This is a genomic window from Haloarcula sp. Atlit-120R, from assembly GCF_003665885.1.
In the GTDB taxonomy this organism is placed as follows: Archaea; Halobacteriota; Halobacteria; order Halobacteriales; family Haloarculaceae; genus Haloarcula; species Haloarcula taiwanensis.
The window spans coordinates 189,713-207,772 of the sequence record NZ_QPLN01000005.1; the positions used below are offsets into that span (position 1 = coordinate 189,713).

At 61.7% G+C, this 18,060-nt stretch carries 21 protein-coding genes and 1 pseudogene; 10 read left to right on the forward strand and 12 right to left on the reverse strand.

Going from position 1 to position 18,060, the window contains the following annotated elements; translation table 11 throughout:
* Positions 1-3: 3 nt before the first annotated feature.
* Together DVK01_RS17545 and DVK01_RS17550 are read left to right on the forward strand one after the other, a co-directional pair.
* Positions 4-1,764: a 2-oxoacid:acceptor oxidoreductase subunit alpha gene (locus DVK01_RS17545; protein WP_101349947.1), complete on the forward strand. Its 1,761-nt coding sequence runs from the start codon at positions 4-6 to the stop codon at positions 1,762-1,764.
* A complete protein-coding gene (locus DVK01_RS17550) occupies positions 1,761-2,624 on the forward strand; it encodes a 2-oxoacid:ferredoxin oxidoreductase subunit beta (RefSeq protein WP_004517803.1) in 864 nt (287 codons plus the stop codon). The genes DVK01_RS17545 and DVK01_RS17550 overlap by 4 nt, the downstream gene beginning before the upstream one ends.
* A 474-nt stretch (positions 2,625-3,098) precedes the next feature.
* On the opposite strand, the pseudogene DVK01_RS17555 reads toward DVK01_RS17550, so the two are convergent.
* Positions 3,099-3,356 (reverse strand): annotated as a pseudogene (locus DVK01_RS17555) (zinc ribbon domain-containing protein); the annotation flags it as partial.
* Positions 3,357-3,483: 127 nt separating this feature from the next.
* Here DVK01_RS17555 and DVK01_RS17560 point away from each other — a divergent pair.
* Both DVK01_RS17560 and DVK01_RS17565 read left to right on the forward strand, forming a co-directional pair.
* On the forward strand, positions 3,484-4,674 hold the full coding sequence (locus DVK01_RS17560) for an ABC transporter substrate-binding protein (protein WP_121537774.1): 1,191 nt from the start codon (positions 3,484-3,486) through the stop codon (positions 4,672-4,674).
* Between the two features lie 280 nt (positions 4,675-4,954).
* A complete protein-coding gene (locus DVK01_RS17565; protein ID WP_121537776.1) occupies positions 4,955-6,325 on the forward strand; it encodes a deoxyribodipyrimidine photo-lyase in 1,371 nt (456 codons plus the stop codon).
* Between the two features lie 21 nt (positions 6,326-6,346).
* Here the strand turns inward: DVK01_RS17565 and DVK01_RS17570 are convergent, their stop codons facing one another.
* From DVK01_RS17570 to DVK01_RS17580, 3 genes are all read right to left on the reverse strand, one after another.
* Entirely contained in the window at positions 6,347-6,832 is a 486-nt protein-coding gene (locus DVK01_RS17570) for a metal-dependent hydrolase (protein WP_101349949.1), read from the reverse strand.
* Positions 6,832-7,380: a hypothetical protein gene (locus DVK01_RS17575; RefSeq protein WP_121537778.1), complete on the reverse strand. Its 549-nt coding sequence runs from the start codon at positions 7,378-7,380 to the stop codon at positions 6,832-6,834. The genes DVK01_RS17570 and DVK01_RS17575 overlap by 1 nt, the downstream gene beginning before the upstream one ends.
* A gap of 68 nt (positions 7,381-7,448) precedes the next feature.
* On the reverse strand, positions 7,449-8,618 hold the full coding sequence (locus DVK01_RS17580) for a hypothetical protein (protein WP_121537780.1): 1,170 nt from the start codon (positions 8,616-8,618) through the stop codon (positions 7,449-7,451).
* Between the two features lie 111 nt (positions 8,619-8,729).
* Here DVK01_RS17580 and DVK01_RS17585 point away from each other — a divergent pair, with 111 nt between their 5' ends.
* From DVK01_RS17585 to DVK01_RS17600, 4 genes are all read left to right on the forward strand, one after another.
* Positions 8,730-9,965 carry a digeranylgeranylglycerophospholipid reductase gene (locus DVK01_RS17585; RefSeq protein ID WP_101349952.1) on the forward strand — a complete coding sequence of 412 codons (1,236 nt, stop codon included), beginning with the start codon at positions 8,730-8,732 and terminating at the stop codon, positions 9,963-9,965.
* 54 nt (positions 9,966-10,019) lie between these two features.
* Positions 10,020-10,733, forward strand: a complete 714-nt coding sequence (locus DVK01_RS17590; protein WP_101349953.1) for an NAD(+)/NADH kinase — start codon at positions 10,020-10,022, stop codon at positions 10,731-10,733.
* Between the two features lie 41 nt (positions 10,734-10,774).
* On the forward strand, positions 10,775-11,236 hold the full coding sequence (locus tag DVK01_RS17595) for a hypothetical protein (RefSeq protein ID WP_101349954.1): 462 nt from the start codon (positions 10,775-10,777) through the stop codon (positions 11,234-11,236).
* 232 nt (positions 11,237-11,468) lie between these two features.
* Entirely contained in the window at positions 11,469-11,645 is a 177-nt protein-coding gene (locus DVK01_RS17600) for a UPF0175 family protein (protein WP_077067787.1), read from the forward strand.
* Between the two features lie 45 nt (positions 11,646-11,690).
* Here the strand turns inward: DVK01_RS17600 and DVK01_RS17605 are convergent, their stop codons facing one another.
* From DVK01_RS17605 to DVK01_RS17640, 8 genes are all read right to left on the reverse strand, one after another.
* Positions 11,691-11,960: a hypothetical protein gene (locus tag DVK01_RS17605; protein WP_004517812.1), complete on the reverse strand. Its 270-nt coding sequence runs from the start codon at positions 11,958-11,960 to the stop codon at positions 11,691-11,693.
* 10 nt (positions 11,961-11,970) lie between these two features.
* On the reverse strand, positions 11,971-12,270 hold the full coding sequence (locus DVK01_RS17610; protein WP_101349955.1) for a hypothetical protein: 300 nt from the start codon (positions 12,268-12,270) through the stop codon (positions 11,971-11,973).
* 111 nt (positions 12,271-12,381) lie between these two features.
* On the reverse strand, positions 12,382-13,146 hold the full coding sequence (locus DVK01_RS17615) for a cytochrome bc complex cytochrome b subunit (RefSeq protein WP_053968070.1): 765 nt from the start codon (positions 13,144-13,146) through the stop codon (positions 12,382-12,384).
* A 4-nt stretch (positions 13,147-13,150) separates the two neighbouring features.
* On the reverse strand, positions 13,151-13,954 hold the full coding sequence (locus DVK01_RS17620) for a cytochrome bc complex cytochrome b subunit (protein WP_058996093.1): 804 nt from the start codon (positions 13,952-13,954) through the stop codon (positions 13,151-13,153).
* Between the two features lie 3 nt (positions 13,955-13,957).
* Positions 13,958-14,824 (reverse strand): cytochrome B, encoded by an 867-nt coding sequence (locus tag DVK01_RS17625; RefSeq protein WP_101349956.1) that lies wholly within the window; start codon positions 14,822-14,824, stop codon positions 13,958-13,960.
* 1 nt (position 14,825) lies between these two features.
* A complete protein-coding gene (locus DVK01_RS17630) occupies positions 14,826-15,245 on the reverse strand; it encodes a hypothetical protein (protein WP_101349957.1) in 420 nt (139 codons plus the stop codon).
* Positions 15,245-15,901, reverse strand: a complete 657-nt coding sequence (locus DVK01_RS17635) for a halocyanin domain-containing protein (RefSeq protein WP_101349958.1) — start codon at positions 15,899-15,901, stop codon at positions 15,245-15,247. Before DVK01_RS17635 ends, DVK01_RS17630 begins: the two co-directional genes overlap by 1 nt.
* Positions 15,902-15,965: 64 nt before the next feature.
* Positions 15,966-16,889, reverse strand: coding sequence for a hypothetical protein (locus DVK01_RS17640; RefSeq protein ID WP_121537782.1), 924 nt, complete (start codon positions 16,887-16,889; stop codon positions 15,966-15,968).
* 87 nt (positions 16,890-16,976) lie between these two features.
* Between DVK01_RS17640 and DVK01_RS17645 the strand changes: the two genes are divergently transcribed.
* The gene (locus DVK01_RS17645) at positions 16,977-17,459 is read left to right on the forward strand and encodes a hypothetical protein (RefSeq protein WP_101349960.1); all 483 of its coding nucleotides are present in this window, start codon (positions 16,977-16,979) and stop codon (positions 17,457-17,459) included.
* Positions 17,460-17,549: 90 nt separating this feature from the next.
* Positions 17,550-18,056, forward strand: a complete 507-nt coding sequence (locus DVK01_RS17650) for a universal stress protein (RefSeq protein WP_101349961.1) — start codon at positions 17,550-17,552, stop codon at positions 18,054-18,056.
* Positions 18,057-18,060 lie beyond the last annotated feature (4 nt).

Here is an 18,060-nt window from a genome sequence, read left to right on the forward strand (position 1 = left end):
ATAATGCCAGAGGACCTGAACTGGGCCATCGGCGGCGAAGCCGGCGATGGAATCGACTCCACCGGGAAGATTTTCGCGCAGGCACTCTCCCGGGCTGGTCGACACGTCTTCACCTCAAAGGACTTCGCCTCCCGCATCCGCGGCGGGTACACCGCCTACAAGGTACGGACGTCAGTCGACCGCGTTGAGAGTGTCGTCGACCGCCTCGACATCCTGATCGCACTCACCGAGCGCACGATCCACGAGAACGAGGACGAACTCCACGAGGACTCCGTCATCATCTATGACGGCGAGCGTTCGACGATGCAGGACGTGGAAGTGCCCGGCGACGCGACGGCACTCGAAGTACCGCTGAAACGGCTCGCCGAGGACGCGGGTGGGGCCATCATGCTCAACGTCGTCGCCCTCGGTGCGGCGTGTGAGGTTACCGGCTTCCCCATCGAGAACCTCGACGAAAGCCTCGAAAAGCGCTTCGGCGACAAGGGCGAGGCCATCGTCGAGAACAACAAGGAAGCCGCCCGGAAGGGACAGGACTACGTGCAGGAGGAGTACGGCGAGTTCGACTACGACATGGAGACCACCGACGAGGACTACGTGCTCCTCAACGGGGACGAGGCCATCGGCATGGGCGCTATCGCCGCCGGCTGTCGCTTCTACGCCGGCTATCCAATCACACCGGCGACGGACGTGATGGAGTACATGACCGGCCGCGTCGACCAGTTCGGCGGGAAGGTCGTCCAGGCCGAGGACGAACTCTCCGCAATCAACATGGCCCTCGGTGCGGCCCGCGCCGGTGCCCGAGCCATGACCGCCACGTCCGGCCCGGGCATCGACCTGATGACCGAGACGTTCGGGCTGGTCGCCACCAGCGAGACGCCGCTGGTTATCTGTGATGTGATGCGCTCCGGTCCCTCGACCGGGATGCCGACCAAGCAGGAGCAGGGCGACCTCAACATGACGCTGTACGGCGGCCACGGCGAGATTCCGCGGTTCGTCGTCGCGCCGACCACGGTTTCGGAGTGCTTCTGGAAGACCGTCGAGGCGTTCAACCTCGCCGAGAAGTACCAGACCCCGGTCTTCCTCGTTTCGGACCTCGCGATGGCCGTGACGGAGCAGACCTTCTCCCCCGAGACGTTCGACATGGACGAGGTCGAAATCGACCGCGGCAAGGTCGTCGACGAGAACGACATCGACGCCTGGCTCGACGAGAAGGGCCGCTTCCAGGCCCACTTCGCCGCCGCCGACGGCATCTCGCCGCGTGCGTTCCCCGGGACGACCGACGGCGCGCACATGACGACCGGCCTCGAACACGACGAACTCGGTCGGCGGACCGAAGACACGGACATCCGCATCGAGCAGGTCGACAAGCGCCAGCGGAAAGTCGAGACCGCCCGCGAGCAGGAGGACTTCGACTACCGCGAGTTCGGCGACCCCGACGCGGACACGCTAGTCATCTCCTGGGGCTCCAACGAGGGCGCGCTCCGCGAGGGGCTGACACTGCTGGAGGAGGACGGCTACGACATCCGGTTCCTCTCGGTCCCGTACATCTTCCCCCGACCGGACCTCACCGAGGAGATCGAGGCGGCCGAGGACGTCATCGTCGTCGAGTGCAACGCTACCGGCCAGTTCGCGGATGTCATCGAACACGATGTCCTCGAACGGGTCCAGCGCATCAACAAGTACAACGGCGTTCGGTTCAAGGCAGACGAACTGGCGACAGAGATAAAGCAGACGCTTGACACACCCGCGGAGGCAACACAATGAGTTCCGACGTTCGCTTCACAGACTTCAAATCCGACAAGCAACCGACCTGGTGTCCCGGCTGCGGTGACTTCGGGACGATGAACGGCATGATGAAGGCGCTGGCGGAGACGGGCAACGACCCCGATAACACCTTCATCGTCGCCGGTATCGGCTGTTCCGGCAAGATCGGGACGTACATGCACAGCTACGCGCTCCACGGCGTCCACGGCCGCGCCCTGCCCGTGGGAATCGGCGTGAAGATGGCCAACCCGGACCTCGAAGTGATGGTTTCGGGTGGTGACGGCGACGGCTACTCCATCGGGGCTGGCCACTTCATCCACGCTGTCCGCCGCAACGTAGACATGAGCTACGTCGTAATGGACAACCGGATTTACGGGCTGACAAAGGGTCAGGCCTCGCCAACCTCGCGCGAGGACTTCGAGACCTCAACCTCGCCGGACGGCCCGAACCAGCCGCCGGTCAACCCCAAGGCGCTCGCCTTGGCCTCCGGCGCGACGTTCATCGCGCAGTCGTTCTCCTCGAACGCACAGCGCCACGCCGAGATCGTCCAGAAAGCCGTCGAGCACGACGGGTTCGGCTTCGTCAACGTCTACTCGCCGTGTGTGACGTTCAACGACGTGGACACTTACGACTACTTCCGCGACGCCATCGTGGACCTCGACGAAACCGACCACGACCCGTCGGACCGCGACCAGGCCAAGGACAAGATTCTCGAAAGCGAGAAGGAGTACATGGGCGTCCTCTACCAGGACGAGGATTCGGTCCCGTTCGAGGAACGCGAGGGCGTCGAGGGTTCGATGGCCGAGATTCCCGACGGCGCGCCCGAGGGCGCGATGGACCTCGTCCGCGAGTTCTACTAGACCAGCCGTTTCTGTTTCTGATCTCCCCGCCCCGTTGGAGCAGTTCCTGCACGTCGATATTGAACTCGGCGGGCAGTTCGAGGGGCGCTTTGAGCATAACACGGGGAGCCGCCGGCACGTCTTCGTGGCAGGTAATCACCGTGGCGGGTCAGAACCTCGATCCTAGCCGGGAAAAACCCATCTCTGGTTAGCGGATTACGTCCTCATCAACAGGGGGACCACCGCCGACGTGGCCTGAATTCACGGGGCAAAGCAAGCGTCCGGCACACGAATCCAGACGCGGAAATCATCTGTGCGAACTCGACGATTGCGGCCGATGGGAGCACCATCGCTGGAGAACACGTTCCCGGCGTTGAAGACGGACCGACACTCGCCCACTGTGCTATACTCTATGGCGCCAGATATCTCTTCGGCGCGTGATCACCTACCTCGGCGTTCACGCCGAGGTTTGTCGGTGGACTCCCGGTCTATCCACTATACCGTGGAAGGCGAGTAGTCGCCGTTCCCGTTCAACGTCCCCGACTTGAGGGCGAGGTGATTGGTCGCCCGTCCAGAACCAGACTTGAGCCGATTCTGGACGTACCTGTGTGCGATGTTGCGTGCCGCGTTGTAGTCGCTGTGTAGCTCTTTGCCGCACTTCTGGCAGGCAAACTCGTCGCCGTCGCGGTTGTCCTCGTGCGTGAATCCACAGTCGGCGTGACTACACCGTTGACTGGTGTACGCCGGATGGACTGTCGTTGATGAGGGGCTCTCGCTTGATCCGTGGGTCCCTCTGGCTGCTGGCGTGGTTCTCAGTGGCCGGAAGGTTCTGATAAACAGAAACAACAATCTTTACATATTATTAGGTCAGCCTAAAAATATGGAATATGGTAGTCAGTCAACACGACGCCAGTTACTCGCAGGGACCGGTCTCACAGTCGGCGCGGCACTGGCCGGCTGTGCGTCGATGACCGAGTCAGACGACACGGAAAACTCAAATGAGTCGACTCGGACAGAACAGGCAGACAGCTACGAGGCCTGTATCGAGCCAGTAGGGTGTCAGACTTTCGAGTCGGTACCTGAGACCTACATCGTCAACAACGGCGAGTGGGCCGATATGGCCTTTGCGCTGGGTCAACGCGACGGGTTCCTGACGTCGACGAACATGATACCCGGATTTCTCTTCGAGCCGTTCGGGCTGGACGTACCGCCGCGCTCGGAGACGGAGTCGATGTCGGCGATTAGCTGGGACAAGGAGATCTTCTACGAACGCGAGCCCGATGTGATTTTGATGGACCCTCACTACATGCATGGCACCGGCTGGGACGACTCATGGGACGAGTCAGATACCCGGGAAATCAGCGAAAACGTTGCTCCCTTCTTCGGGAACAACATCCTGCGCCGACGCGATTTCCACGACTACAAACTCTACTCGCTGTACGGGGCCTTCGAGCGGCTCGCTGAGTTGTTCCAGGAACGCGAGCGCTACGAGGCGATGGCGTCTGTTCACGACGATCTTCAGAGGGAGATCCAATCGCGGCTCCCGTCGGATGGCAACCAGCCAACGATTGGTCTCGTCAACAGCGCCACTAATCCGAGCGAAGGGACGTTCTATCCGATGAATACGGATGCCGAAGGTATCGAAATGAAACCATACCAGGATCTCGGCATCGAAAGCTCGTTCACCCCTGAGCTGGTCGAGAATGGAACCATCGACTACGAACAGCTGCTTGAAGTCGACCCCGAGATCATCGTCGTCCACTGGGGAATCAAAACCACCGGCAACACTGATAGCTTCTCGCTGTCAGCGTTCCACAAGCAGTTCGTCGAGCCGATGGAGACCGATCCGGTCGGCAGCCAGCTGACAGCGGTTGAGGCGGGCAATATATACCCCGGTGCGTTCGGGTCACAGGGCCCACTGGTGAACCTGCTCCAGACTGAGATGGTCGCCCAGCAGCTCTATCCTGAGGAGTTTGGCGAGTTCGAACCCGAACGGTTTCCCGAGGTGGCCGACGACAAGCAACTGTTCGACCGGCAGCGGGTGAAAGACATCATTCAGGGACGCTTCTAACTGACGCATGTATCATCTCATGCAGTTCATCGAGGACCACTTAGCCGACGATGAAGCTGTTGGGCGAGAAGTGGCACAGGCCTAGGCGGAGGACCTACAAGAAAGGACGCTCGCGGAGAGACGTTCGTCAGCTTCACGCAACATTGCTATCTCGTTCGCAAACCGGAGTCACGGTAGGTCGGCGATATATGGGAGCCGATGCGCCGGATATCATGCCCTTCTGTCACACACACAATAGAATCGGGTTCGGACCCATATGTCGGTATCTCTAACGGAAGGTATGCACATCTTCTGGCATCAGCGGGATCTCCGGATACCGGACAACCGCGGGTTGACTGCCGCTGCCGCAGACGACGAGGTACTGCCGGTGTACGTTCTCGATACGGACCTGCTGTCGAAGGTCGGGAAGCGGCAGCGAGCATTCCTGCTGGCCGGTGTCAGAGCGCTGAAAGCGGCGTATCGGGACCGCGACGGTGACCTGCTCGTCAGGAAGGGGGCCGCTGCCGATGTGCTCTCAACCGTCGTCGAGGAGTACGACGCCGACCGGGTGTACTACAACGACCACTACCGGCCGGCGCGCCGGAACCGACAGCGCCGTGTCGATGAGGCCGTGCCGACGAAGTCCCTGACCGACCTCGTCCTCGTCGATCCGGCCGGGCTCGACAGCCGGTACGAGAACCACAGCCGCTTCTACGACGACTGGCAGGCCCACCACAAGCTCCCGCCGGTCGACCCGCCCGAAGCGGACTCGTTTGCCGACGTGTCGGACCCGACGACGGCTCCGAGCATCGAGTCGGATATGGACCTGCCAACCCCCGGCTACGAGGGGGCACGGCAGCGGTACGACGACTTCCTCACCGGTGGCATCGAGACGTACAACGAGACCCGTGATGACATGCAGGCAGCCGTCGAGCGGCCGACCAGTGCCGTCTCGCGTATGTCGCCGTACCTCGCGGCAGGGATGATTGGTATCCGCGAGATATGGCGAGATGCGTCCGACCGCCACACCGAAGCCACCGGTGACGCCCAGCGGAACATCCAGAAGTACCGCTACGAACTCTCGTGGCGCGAGCAGAGCTATCACCTGCTGTACCACAACCCCACGCTGCTGTCAGCGAACTACAAGTCGTTCCCGAACCGTATCGAGTGGGAAAACGACGGGGACAACTTCGAGGCCTGGAAGCGCGGCGAGACGGGGTATCCGTTCGTTGACGCCGGGATGCGCCAGCTCGAACGGGAAGGATACATCCACAACCGGCCGCGCCAGAACGTCGCGTCCTTCCTCACGAAACATCTACTGGTCGACTGGCGCGAAGGCGCACGGCACTTCAGGAAGCGACTGGTCGACCACGACCCCGCTAACAACGCCGCAAGCTGGCAGTGGACGGCGTCTACCGGGACCGACTCCGTGGACGTGCGTATCTTCGACCCGGTCGCACAGATGAGCAAGTACGACAGCGGGGCGGACTACGTCACGGAATACGTGCCGGAGCTTCGTGATGTTCCGGCGAACAAGATCGTCGACTGGCCGACGCTCTCTGACGGCGAACGCGAGGAACTGGCTCCGGATTACTATCATCCAATCGTCGACCGAAACGCCGCCTACGAGCGAGCACAGCGCGTGTTTGAGACGGCGTTAGGGAAACGCTGAGGGAGGGGAAAGACAGTGGCACTATGCCCTGTACTGCACGAGGAAATAAACCGCCACTGCAACAGAACCGGTGACGCCCGTGAGCCAGATGTCCGTGCTCAGGTACAGCCCCGGCGTGGGCGGGTGGTACTGTGTCAGTGGCCACAGCACTTCGTACGACCGCCCAGAGGCCTTCAACAAAAGCGAATCGGCGAGCAGGTGACTTACAGCCCCGAGCGACAGCAGCATGAACACGCGCCGTCGGTCGGCGCGGTTCACGACGACCGTCCCTACGAGGACTGCAACGAACGCGCCGCCGAGTGTGTGGATACCCAGCCAGTTGAACGGGATCCCCAGCGCTGCCTCGACCGCTGCAGCGTCCACGAGAAGCTTGATCTTCGCCATGTCCGGGATGAACGCGCCGGCCATCCCCACGGTGACGTACTCGCCAGTGAGCCAGTTGTACCGTAGTGACAGGAGGGTACAGATGGTGAACGCGATGAAGGCGTGCGAGAGCAGGTCCGGCATCAGGCACGCACCTCTTGTACTCTCTTGTGAAGCGCCTGTATCGGCCGAAGTGGCTCCTCACGCCGGCACAGTCCCCCTGTCTGCCAGTTCAGCCGCCACTCACAGACCAGTCGCCACAGCGTCCACAGGCCGGCGAGGGCAGAAACGATATACATCGCCATGTAGTTCACTGCCGGCACGCGCACGCTGTTCTCCGCGGTGATGGTCCGGTCTGGACCGAACGTGCCGTACACCTGCAGCGACTCGCCTTCGTCGACGGCTATGTCGACATTCCGGACTGTAACCGTGAGCGTGCCGCTGTGGTACTCGCCGCTGGCAGTGTACTCGTATTCGACGGCGATTTCGACTGGCTCGGTTCCGATGACACTGCCGGTCACCTGAACGGCCTCACCGACGTGGCTGTCAGGATGCTGGGCCAGCGCGTTTCCATCGGGATAGTCGCCCAGTTCGGGGGCCGGCGTGGCCATACCGAATCCGATCATGAGTGCGAATAAGATGGCCAGCAGTCCACAGACAGCTGCGACCCTGCCCACCCGCGAATGAAGCATTCAAATCTCGGTGCGGGCGGCGAGATATAAACTCTGGTGCTTGGGCCGGGCCGGTGTCGCTCGTGGGCCTACTCAGACTTGCCGGGCAGGACATCCGGATTTCCGGAGCGGTAGATGTACTCAACAGCGACGCCGGTCAGCGGCGAGTCGGCGGCCGTTGCGTACGACTTCGCGAGGTCGAGATACTGTTCGGTCACGTCGACGACTCGTCGATAGGCGGCTTCGTCGTCGGGCGCGAGCAGGTACTCGGCGGTGACGGGCGTCAGTTGGCCCTCCGCTCGATCATCCTCGTAGTCGTCCACGTCGTCGAGCCACACCTGTGCGCCGATAATGGCGAGAACGATGGCCTTGGCGAACTCGTCGTCGATGTCGAGGCCAGCGAGTCGGTAGAGGTCGAGCATCCCGTCGTAGAGGACACCGACGCGGGCGTACTGGGTTTTGCTGTAGGGAAGTTTCTTCTCCGTCTCGGTGAGCGTCGCTGGCGCCTCGTCGTACTCGGCGAACTTGTACGCTTCCCGGATATCGGTCAGCGCATCGGCGTCACCGTCCTCAGCCGCGGTCATCAGTTCCCGGAAGTAGTCGTCGCGGTCCTGATGGGCCTCGCTGTAGTCGACAGCCCACTGGTAGGCGTTCTCGACGACGGGAGGCATATCCTCCAACAGGCCGTCGAGGTGGGACTGCAGCGCGGATTGGGCGACCTCGGCGACGCGGCGGCGGTCCGCTTCACTCGCGTCAAAGTCAACCTCGAAATCTTCGAACTCGTCATCATTGATAGCGTCGCGCATGTCCCCGTCGATGAGCGCCTCGATGGAGAGGCGAGTCATCTGCTCGGCGCGCACGACCATCTCACGGGGTGCAAGGTCCTGTGCTGGCCCCTGTTCCAGCGCCGTCTCATCGACGGTCGGAACGCCGTCGGCGATTGTATCGATGACAGGGTCGCCGGGGGCCTGCTGACGGGCGTTACGGTAGACGTAGCCCAGCGTCAGCTGTGCGGGGAGAATGAGCTTCGTATCGTATGAGAACTCGACCGGACAGCCGAACTCGTCTTCGAGGGCAGCCTCAATGCGGTCGGTCACGTCGTCAACCATCGCTTCGGTCCGGTCGTCAATCTCGGATTTCAGTGAGAGGCTGCCGGCATCGAACACGCCGGTGTCCGCGTAGTATCCCAGCACCGCCCGTAGCGCCGTGGGCAGCCGCCGCCTGTCCGCGAGCACGCCCGCGCCTGTCTTGAGAACCATTGTATGTCGCCCCGGGTGTTCCCGTCATGGTAGTGGGGCCGTCTTTACCCTTTCGAGACCGCCCTCGGTGTATTCGGAAAGACTGATTACCGACAGGCAACACCCACAACCATGCGCGAGCGCTTTGACGTGGTGATAGCCGGAGCCGGGCCCGCCGGGGCGCAGTGTGCCCGTGATCTAGCGGAGCGAAACTACGAGGTGCTCGTTCTCGAAACCGAGTCCGAAGACGAGTTCCCGCGTCAGAGCAACAAGTCCACCGCCGGGACGTTCATGTCGGCGATGACGGGCTTTGCGATTCCCGATGACGTGGTGATGAACTACACGGACAACGTCGTGCTTGAGTCCCCCAACGACCACTACGTCCGTAATCAGACTGGGGCCGTCCTAGAGTTCGCGGAGTTCAAACAGTGGCTTGTCTCTGAGGGACGGAATAAGGGAGCGACCTACCGCTTTGACGCCCGCGTCTCGGCCCCCATCATGGAGAACGGGGAAATCGTCGGCGTCCGCTACGACGGCGACGAGGAGGTGTACGCGGACATCGTCATCGACGCCACCGGCCCCGCCGCGCCGCTGGCGAAGGAACTTGACGTGTGTGACCTCAAGCGGGACCATCAGGCAATCGGCGTTGAGTACGAGTTCGAGGGCGTTGAAATGGATCACGATGACTACGCCGACCTCCGGGATGCGATGATGCTCCGCCTGGATCACGACCTCGCCCCGGGTGGCTACTCCTGGATTTTCCACACCGGTGAAGACACAGCGAAGGTCGGCCTCTGTTACATCCAGAACGGCTCTCACCAGAAGTACGCGAAAGACGGGATGGGCATCGACGACTATCTGGAGTACTGGCTCGATTCGGACCCCAGATTCGACGACGCCGAAAAGATCGAGGGTACGCAAGCCCACCGCGGGTCGGCCCACATCCAGCCTCCTGACTCGATGAGCACGGACAGCTTCATGGCTATCGGCGACACTGTCCCGACTGTTGACCCGTTGTGGGGTGAGGGCATTCACAAGGGCATGAAGTCGGCCCGTGCCGCCGCCGCAACGGCCGACTCGGCGCTCAAGCCTGACGAACCCGACACCTCGGCGGAGAACCTCTCTGTCTACGACCAGCTCTGGCACAGCGAGGTGGCCCCGAAACACAACGCCCGCCTGATGATGACGGAACTGCTGTATCTCGCTCCGAACGAGCGGTACGATCAGTTGATGGACGACCTCCGGAGTACCGGACAGGACACACTCAGGCAAATCAACGGCGGCGACCGTCGGGCGATTGCGAAGCTCACCCATCTCTCGGACATGCCGATTCTCGTCGAATACGCCCGCCGCCGCCTCGATATTTGACGTGACCGCGAGAAGTGCGGCAGGTTTTTTTCCGCCGGCCCGGAGATTCAGGTGATGGGAACCCCCATTGGTGTGGTCGGTGACAACGCCCTAGCAGACGTGCTTCGAGACGCCGGCATGGCTGTTGAACGGGGTCGTGACGGCGCTGTTCCGAAGACCAACCGGGTCGTCGCTGTCGGCGAGGACGCCGTTGCTGCCGTGGCACGGGCTGTGGGTGACCCGCTGGTGTTACCGGTCGCGGCGGGTCGCGGCGTCCGGTCAGTACCCCGGGACGACGCTGTCGCTGCCGTGTCGGGACTTGCTGAAGCACGGGTCGAAAGACATCCAGTTCTCCGCGTGACGATGCCTGACGGGACGGTCGAACAGGCGTTCTGGGACGTGACCCTCGTTACCGCAGACGCCGCCCGTATCTCCGAGTTTACTGTCACGTCGACGGCCGACCGCATCGGACAGTTCCGGGCCGACGGCGTCGTGATCGCAACGGCCGCTGGCTCGCCGGGCTACGCCCATCGCGTCGGCGGCCCAATTCTGGCACCGTCGGAGCAGGCGGTGGTGGCACCGATCGCACCGTTTGCGACTGATCCGGATCACTGGGTCTTGCCGGCCGATGGCCTCAATGCCTTGGTTGAACGCGACGAGGCGACCGTCAAGCTACTCGTCGATGACCACATATCGCGGCCCGTCAGCTATCAGGAGCGTATCACGATCTCGCTCGGGTCCCCCGTTCGAACCGCCGTCGTTGACGAGAGTCGGTCCAGATTCGAGTGAGATTGGAAAGACACTAATGGACGGTGGACAGAGCTTTGCATATGCAGCCATCCGTAACGTTCTTTGGGCCACTGGATACCATTCTGGGGAGTCCCACAGTCGGCGGTGCGCTCCTCATCGAATACATCATCTTCGGAGTGGTAATTGTCAACTTCCTCACGCGGCAGCTCGCCCATAGAAGCCACGTCAAGCAATATAAAAACGATGGCGCAGAGGCGATCAGCCGTCACCCGGCACACACGTTCAGCAACATCGCACTGGTCGTGTTGTCGTTTTTCTACATGACGCTCCACCATCACGGTGGGATGGTCCTGTCCGTACTCGTTCTCGGCGCAGTCATCACTGACTTCTTCGAGTTCGAGTCCCGCAAGGTCGAAGCCCGCCGTGACATCCCGCTGGAACGGCCAAAAGGGGCCATCGTCGCCGCTCTTGTGGTGTTCATGTATGCGGGCTACCAGAGCCTGTTCTGGCTCATCAAGGGCCCGTGGAGCGCCATCGTCTGAAGACAGATTCTCGTTTTACCGACTTCGTCTACCTGTCGCTTCCCAGCCGCGTCTATCGATAGCGCTGCGCGTGCGGCCGGCAATCACCACACAACTACACAACCCCGTATGTGTGGTTTTAGTTTGAAATACTATTTGAGTGTGTAATTGTACTCGCGCACACTGTATGAACAGACGAAAACCTGGCGAAATAGTTTAATACCACCACAACGTTGTGTCGGTGTAGAGGAAGATGTCACACAGGTCCCTCACAACGGCGCTGACGCTGTACCGCGGGGAAACATTCACACTCGAAGAAGCAGCGACGTACAGCGGGGTGTCACCGAGCAAGTTCGCCACGGCGCTTCGGTCCCGCGGGATTCAGGTACGCGACGAAGACCACACGCCGGTGGATCGGACTGCAAACTGAGGGCGGCGTCGGCCCCGATTAGAAAGACATAACGACTGCGTCCTGTTATGCCGACCGCTCGTTGAGGTACGCCTGGAATTCGCTGATCAGCGGGAGCACGACCCAGAAGGTCAGTGCGCCCAGCACTGCGAACCAGAAGAACGCGTCGCCCATGAACAGGGCGATCTGGTCGAACGTGGTCGGTTCCTCGATAGTAAGTTCGCCAGTGAGCTGTGCCCCTTCGAAACTCGGCGTGTTGTACCATCCCTTGATGGTCATCCAACCCAGTCCGCCGACCATGAGGCACGCGAACCCCTTCATGAACTCGTCAGCCATTATCCGAACGTTAGGTAGCGTCGTCTTTAGACTTTCCCATTTCCTCGGTACGGAACCGCGTCGAGAACGCGTACACGACTGTGCCAGCGAGAATGCACGCGATTCCGGCGATGCCGACCGGCACGTCAATCTCCGAGGCCGGCGCTGAGGCCCGCTGTGTCGCCACGTCGACGAGGATGAATCCGGCGACGACGCTTATCACCGCAAACAGCGTCGAGAACACCGTCACAGCCTTGTACACGCGCAGCGGGACCACGACATCCCGCCGGTCCGAACCGTCTTCAGTCCCCGCTGGCTGGTCCTCTGTCATCGCTACTACTACGGACGGGAGCCACTTTACTGCGGCGAGACGAAGTCACTACGCTTGCGGTGGAACTGAGCTGCGGATGCAAAGAAACGACGGAGAAACTGGCCGAGTCGGTTACTTCGGCGGTCGCAGCCGGTAGTACCGACGGTTGAGGTCGAACATGTAGCCCTCGCGCATCGTCTTGAGCACCGCGTAGGTGATCGTCGCGCTGACGATGGGGACGAGGAACGTCAGGTCAAACAGCAGGTGCGAGTCCATCGGAACGAGGTTCTTGATGGACAGTGCGGCGATGGTCAGGCTGAAGATGACGCCGGACATCCCGACCGCGGCCCAGAAGGGCTGCTCGACGGGACGGCGCGCGGACCCCTTGTTCAGGAAGGGGACGATGGCGACGAAGCCGACGACCACGACGTTTGCCAACACACCGTAGGTTCGGTCGGCCATGAGCTTCGAGCCGCCGAGGATGCTCAGGTCGGGGTTCAGCGGACCGAGCTTGAGCAGGCCAAAGGACCAGTAGAGATACCAGTCCGGCAGGATAATCGCCGGCGTCACACTGGAGTTAGCAGGGTTTGGCATCTCCGGGGGCAGCGTCGCCGAGACGAACAGGATCATGCCCACGAAGAAGGACGTCAGCGCGATGTTGCGCATCATCTCGTGGGGCCAGGCCGGGAACGCGAGCACGTCACGCTCGACGTAGTCCGACTGCTGGCGGAGGTCCTGGTCCTCGCGGCGTGCCCGTTCGAAGTACTCGTACGTCAGCCGGGAGAGCCCCTGTGTCCGTTCCTTTCGCTCGGACCATGCGGGAGTCTCGTCGTCCGGCGAAACGATACCGGTGCCGGAACCGTCCGTGCGAACGTCGTCTGTGTCGTTGTCGCTCATAGTATTAGTGTGGTTCAGCGATCCCCTGCATCCAGACGATGCCGATGTGGACCGCGATGATGGCAGTCGTGATGAACGGCAGGAAGAACACGTGCAGGATGTACATCCGCTGTAGCGTGGCCTGCGAAAGCGTGAACCCGCCGAACATCAGCTGTGCGACCCACTCACCGATGAGCGGGATGGAAAGGGACATCTCGACGCCGATCTGGCCGGCCCAGAACGAGAGCTGGCTCCACGGCAGCAGGTAGCCGGTGTATCCGAACACCAGCGTCAGCGAGATGAGGACGATGCCGATGAGCCAGTTCAGTTCGCGCGGTTCCTTGTATGCCCCGGTGAAGTACACACGAAGCATGTGGAGGAACACGGCAGCGACCATAATCTGGGCGGCCCAGCGGTGGACCGAGCGCAGGAAGTAGCCGAGGTTGAGCTGGCCCATGATGAGCATCACCGAGTCGTACGCGACCGTCGGTGACCCGTCGGCAGCCGCGGCGGCCGGGGCGTAGTAGAAGCCAAGTAGCGCGCCGGATATCGCGGCAACGATGTACGCAACTGTCGAGAACGACCCGAGTGCGTACAGCGGGTACCAGTACCAGAACTTGTTGTCGAGGTTGTACTGCTCCGTGTGGCTCTTCGGCATCTGCATGTTGACCTTGTAGTAGAGATCTTCGAGGATCTCAAGATAGTCAACGACGCGCAGCCGTCGGTCGAGCCAGATAAGCACGGTCAGGTACACCGATTCGATCGGCGTCAGCTCGCGCGATTCCATCCAGCCTTTGTGATCGTGTTCGTCTTTGCGTTCGAGACTCATTGATTACTCCGTCTGTGGTGGGCGTGGCAGCGCCACGAACGTCGATTGCACGGGACTGAACGGGTCGTACACGGACTGGTGGCACTGACAGTAGATATCGTTGGCTGCGGCAAAGTTAGCGCTCCCGCTCTGCGTTTTGAACCCTGGCACGCAACAGAAGTGCGTGCATTTGTTCAGCCAGGCGATGAAGCCCTGGTCAGTCGCCTCGGAGACGAACGACTGGACGCTGCTGGGAAGCTCCGCGTACTCGCCCTCACCGTTTGCCATCTTTTCGACTTCGACGGACCTGATTATCTGCACCGGAGCGCCGTTCTTTCCGTCGCTGTTGGTCCGCCAGACGACGCTCGCAGGCTTTCCGACACCGGGGTCACCGATGCCGTTGCCCCATTCCTTGTAGTCGTCGAACATGTCGACCGTGAGTGGTTTGCCGGATTCGTACTCCCCTTGCCAAGAGAAGGTCCCGGTGTCGTTGAGGAACGTACTGTTCCGGTCGGATTGCGGATAGATGGCTGCGGTGCTTTGGATACCACAGTACTGGAACCACTGCGAGGAGTAGTCGATGCCGCTCCCGCCGAAGTCCGGTGCGACGGCTGCGCCGGCTTTCTCGTCGTACTCCGGCCAGAGGCCACTGATCTCGCCACCGTTGATCTCGATAGGGATGATCGGCATCCCTCGCGGGGCCGGTCCGGCGGTGTTCTCGACGGCGACGAACGGGGTCGTCCCGCCACCTTCGCCGGCGGCGTCTGTCGTCGCGTCGACGGCTGCGGCGCCACCGACACCGACGCTGGAGAGTGCTGCACTCCCGACGACGCCCTTTACGAAGCGACGACGGCCTGTTTCAGCCGGATATTTGTCTTCATCAAGTGGCATATTATTTCTTGTAGTATGGGTACACTGCGCGTTTGAATGTCTCTGCAAGCTTGTCGCCGTCCGCCATCGTCGTGCCGTCGACGTCTTCCTGACGGATATAGAGGTCTTCCCACTTGCGACGGCGCTTCTTGACGATCATCACGTCTGGGAGGAACTCTTTGCGGTACAGCAACATGATGAACGCCAGATCGATGAATATCGCTGTCAACACGCCGCCCATGAACATATTGGCCTCAATGAGGCGGACGGTCAGCGTTGTCCCGATACCGGACGCCCATCCGGCAATCATGCCGTACGTGAACAGCCCGACAAGGGCGACCTGAATGATCGTCAGGAGGACGATACCAACGGCCGCCGCTGTGCTCTCACGCGGCGGCTCGTAGCGGTGAATGTCGCCGTAGGTGGAACCTTCGGATGCCATTAGTTGTTCCCTCCACTAGTGTGGGGCGATTCGCCGTACTTCAACTGGAAGAAGGTGAATATCAGCGGGATGATAACTGCGAGTCCAGCGCCAAATCCGACGAAGTGGGGCTGGATCGGGACGCCGGCGTAGTGCGGGTCGACTTCGACCGGACCACCGCCACCGATTGTCTGTGTCGGGTACTCTTCGCCGACGACGATTGCGCCCTTCATGTTGAGTCCCTCGTGGGGGACACAGAGGTACGGGTAAATGCCGTCCTCTTCGAAGGTATGCTCGTAGTTGACGCCGGCGCTGGACGTCGTACTTCCGGAGTCCAGTGGTCCGTCGCCGTCCGAGACGACGTTGTGGCCGCCGCCGTTGCCCGTCCATTCGAACTGGACGGTTGCGCCGTTGTCCACGTGGACAGCTGGCGGACCGAACCCGTACGCGCCGCCGTTGGCCTGCACGCCGACCTCGACAGTTACTGTGTCCTGCCCGGTCGCATCGACGGTCGACCCGTCGAAGTTCCCGACCGAATCCAGGAAACCGCCGTAGTCCGGGACGGTTTTCGCACCGTCACCGCCTTCCTCCTGTGCGGCGGCAGCGCCGGTGGCGCTGAGGGTCGCCGCAGCACCGGCGGCCCCCCCTGCTGTCCGGACGAACTCCCGTCTGTTCATATACACTGTAGAATCAGGACTGAGTTTGTATAAACCCACCGAATACCACCCGCAGGAACCGTCATTACCCGGCTTCGTCAGTTTCGTCAGCCCCCGCTTCAGACCCCGAATTCTGCGGGTCAAGCTCCGGGACGAACTCCGGTCGTTCGCCGTCCTCAAGCCCGATGGCACGCAGTCTGTCTCTGTACTCCTCGGAGCGGAAGGTATCGGAGAGTCGTGCGTTTGCGACGGTGAAAAAGAGGACGAGCGAAACGCCGATGAAAGCGACACCAGCCACGACCAACAGCGCGATACTGGTTCCTCTGTTGCCGATGACGCCAGCGGTCGCGAGTACTGCGCCCCCCAGGAGTGCAATCCCGGCCAAAAACTGTGCCCCAGCAATCGCCTGCAGCATCCAGTTCCCGAGTTCGCCGCCACCTTCGGGGACCTCGTCCGGCTGGGGAAGGGGCCGGTCGGGGACGTTCTCAGGTACGTCGTAGGAATCCATGGAACACAGGGCGACTGTGGGCTTTACGTCACGCATGACGGTCCCCTCGCCTTCGAGACTTCCATCGGGATAGACGACCGCGTAGCCCTCATCAGAGTACGCAAGCACTCGCGGTGGGTCCCGGTGGCGTTCGATACGGGCGAACACGTCGCGGTTTGCGACGCGGTTTCGCAGGTCCCGAGCGACCCGGTCGAGGAGTTCGTCGCCGGTGATCCAGGAGTCTTCGTCGAAGGCAACGTCCCACTCCTCGGCGGTCATCTCGGCCATATCCGCCGGGCCGAAGTTGTCGAAGTCGTACTTTTTTTCGACCTGCTTTCGGAGCGCCTCCGTGTCGAGCTCTTCGTCCGGCTCACTGTCGTCACCCGACTCGCCGTCTTCGGCCGTCTCACCGCCGTCGCCCTCGGCCCCGGGCTCGCCGGGTTCTGGCTCGGCAGTTACTGCGTCCGCAGGGGTGTTCCCGCGCTCGTCCTCCGTGGGAGACGTCGAGTCCGGGTCGGCCATTGCTCGGGTGTACGGACCGCGACGGCTTACAAGTTCTGACCTTCTGCATCCGGCAGTCTTTAGCGAGCACTGTCCCTAGGTCGACTCATGGTGTCGGACGGCCTCGTGGCCACAGTCGTGTTACTGTCGGTAAGCCTCAGCCTCCCCTGTTTCCTGTACGGCGCGTACTACATCATCGAGACAGAGCCAGTCACCTGGGACGTGCTCGTGCATCATCTGAAGTTCGTCACGACGGGGCTGGTGTTGACCACCGTCCCGATGGTGGTCTGGATGATCCCGCGCCTGCCGGATCAGCTCGGTGGGCTGTCCGCTGTTCACGCGATGCTCGGGCTCCAAGCCTACGCGTTGCTTGCCTTCGGTGGAACGGGCATCGTCCGCATCTTCCGTGCAAAGCGGGAACATGACCTCTACAACGAGTACGATGAAGACCTGTTACTGGACGAAATCGGTGACGAGACGTTCAGCCACTGGCGCTCACGGCTCCGTATCGGCGTGTTCGGCTACGTGATCTTCTGGCTGCTGGCGTATCTGGTCGGCATCGTCCGGTTCGCTCTCCGGTACGTCGCGTAAGTGTCGCTGACAGCGGGCCTCATTCTCGGCCTCTGCGAACAGGCTAGATGTTTCATTAGCATGGCATGTCCATCGCTAGCTGTGGTTCCAATGTACGAACACATTCTCTTTCCGACAGACGGGAGTGACGGAGCAGCAGCCGCGCTGGCACACGCACGGAATCTCGCCGAGACGCACGACGCGACGTTACACATCATGACCGTGCTCGATACGTCGTCGCCACACATCGGGATGACCTCCGCCGGGCCGGAGGGAGCGACGACCGGCATGATTGCGGAGGAACACGACGCGTCGGAGCCGGGGATGGTCGGCGAAGAGCACAACATCGAATCGTCACTGCAGGAGCGAGCGCAGGCAATCGTCGAGGCTGCGGCGGACGAGGTCGACGGCGTCGATACCGTCACCACTGTCGAACGCGGCCCACCGCACAGCGCGATCCTCGACTACGCCTCCGAGAACGACATCGACCTCATCGTGATGGGGACCCACGGCCGGACGGGAATCGAGCGGTATCTACTCGGCAGCGTCGCTGAAAAGGTTGTTCGAACGTCCGACGTGCCTGTGCTCACTGCACGTCTCGGTGACGGCGAAAACTGAGCCG